This is a genomic window from Thermobrachium celere DSM 8682 (assembly GCF_000430995.1).
Classification (GTDB): Bacteria; Bacillota; Clostridia; order Clostridiales; family Caloramatoraceae; genus Thermobrachium; species Thermobrachium celere.
The window spans coordinates 193,956-195,984 of the sequence record NZ_HF952039.1 but is presented as its reverse complement, the minus strand read 5'-3'; the positions used below and the strand labels follow the sequence as shown (position 1 = coordinate 195,984).

Sequence of the window (2,029 nt, the reverse complement as noted above, 5' to 3'; positions counted from 1 at the left end):
GGTTTAATAGCTCTCGCTGTTTAGTTTTGAAGGGCCGAAATCCTGAATGGATTTCGGCGGGCAATTTAGCTAACGAAGTTAGCGTCTAAATTGCCCGGGAGCCGAAAGGCCGAAGTCCCTTCAGATTGAAGACGCTTTAAGATAAGGAACGTCTTTGAGAATAAGTAAAACAGTTCTTTGAAAACTGCACAGCCAAAGGTAACAAGTTCTTTGTAACGATCAAGCTACAAAGGGCGCATGGTGGATGCCTTGGCACCAGGAGCCGATGAAGGACGTGGTAAGCTGCGAAAAGCTGCGGGTAGCCGCAAACAGGCTGTGATCCGCAGATGTCCGAATGGGGGAACCCGCATGGCTAACGCCATGCATCCTTAGCTGAATCCATAGGCTAAGGAGGGCACACCCGGGGAACTGAAACATCTAAGTACCCGGAGGAAAAGAAAGAATAATCGATTCCCTAAGTAGCGGCGAGCGAAAGGGGAGGAGCCCAAACCAGAGGAAACTCTGGGGTTGCGGACAGGTCAAGAAAGCGAAGGAGTTCTTAGTCGAATAGGTCTGGAAAGGCCAGCCACAGAAGGTAAAAGCCCTGTAGGCGAAAAGGACTTTGAGCGAGACCTGATCCAGAGTACCACGGGACACGAGGAACCCTGTGGGAAGCAGGGAGGACCACCTCCCAAGGCTAAATACTACCTGGTGACCGATAGCGCATAGTACCGTGAGGGAAAGGTGAAAAGAACCCCGGGAGGGGAGTGAAATAGAACCTGAAACCGTGTGCCTACAAGCAGTCGGAGGGCGTTAAGGCCTGACGGCGTGCTTTTTGTAGAACGAGCCAGCGAGTTACGGTATGTAGCGAGGTTAAGCACTTAAGGTGCGAAGCCGTAGGGAAACCGAGTCTGAAGAGGGCGATAAGTTGCATGCCGTAGACCCGAAACCGGGTGACCTATCCATGGACAGGGTGAAGGTGAGGTAAAACTCACTGGAGGCCCGAACCACGTTGGTGTTGAAAAACCATGGGATGAGCTGTGGATAGCGGAGAAATTCCAATCGAACTCGGAGATAGCTGGTTCTCCCCGAAATAGCTTTAGGGCTAGCCTCGGGTTAGAGACATGGAGGTAGAGCACTGAATGGGCTAGGGGCCGTCTAGGTTACCGAACCTTATCAAACTCCGAATGCCATAGTCTTGATGCCCGGGAGTCAGACTTAGAGTGATAAGATCCTAAGTCAAAAGGGAAACAGCCCAGACCATCAGCTAAGGTCCCAAAGTGCATGTTAAGTGGTAAAGGATGTGGGACTTCTAAGACAACCAGGATGTTGGCTTAGAAGCAGCCATTCATTTAAAGAGTGCGTAATAGCTCACTGGTCGAGAGGTCCTGCGCCGAAGATGTCCGGGGCTCAAACATGCCACCGAAGCTATGGATTTGGTACCGTTGCTAATGCTTATATGGTAGAGAGGATAGAAAAGAGAGGACATCTTTATGCTGCTACGCAGCGAAGCGAAGGAGCAGCATTAGATATAACAAGCTAAAACATGCCATGTAGGCGATAGCAACGGTACCAAATGGTAGGGGAGCTTTCTTAGCGGGTTGAAGTCAGACCGTGAGGACTGGTGGACTGCTAAGAAGTGAGAATGCTGGCATAAGTAGCGAGAAATAGGTGAGAATCCTATTCGCCGAAAACCTAAGGTTTCCTCAGGAAGGCTCGTCCGCTGAGGGTTAGTCGGGACCTAAGCCGAGGCCGAAAGGCGTAGGTGATGGACAATCGGTTGATATTCCGATACCACCAGCAGCCGTTTGAGAGATGGGGGGACGCAGGAGGATAGGCTGAGCACACTGCTGGATATGTGTGTCCAAAGCACAAGGTATGCCTCTTAGGCAAATCCGGGAGGATAAGCTGAGTGCTGATGGGGAGCCGTAAGGCGAAGCAGCCGATTTCACACTGCCGAGAAAAGCCTCTATCGAGGATGCTGGTGCCCGTACCGCAAACCGACACAGGTAGGTGAGGAGAGAATCCTAAGGCGAGCGGGAGAACCCTT

At 51.5% G+C, this 2,029-nt stretch carries 1 protein-coding gene and 1 other annotated feature (1 of these 2 running past the window's edge); the gene reads left to right on the top strand.

What is annotated here, in order from left to right; translation table 11 throughout:
* The first annotated feature begins 217 nt into the window (after nucleotides 1-217).
* Nucleotides 218-2,029: a sequence feature (mutual gap in cmsearch alignment for this rRNA model is longer than 100), on the top strand (it continues 1,334 nt past the right edge of the window).
* Nucleotides 1,379-1,522, top strand: a complete 144-nt coding sequence (locus TCEL_RS14465) for a hypothetical protein (protein WP_198010693.1) — start codon at nucleotides 1,379-1,381, stop codon at nucleotides 1,520-1,522. It overlaps the preceding feature by 144 nt.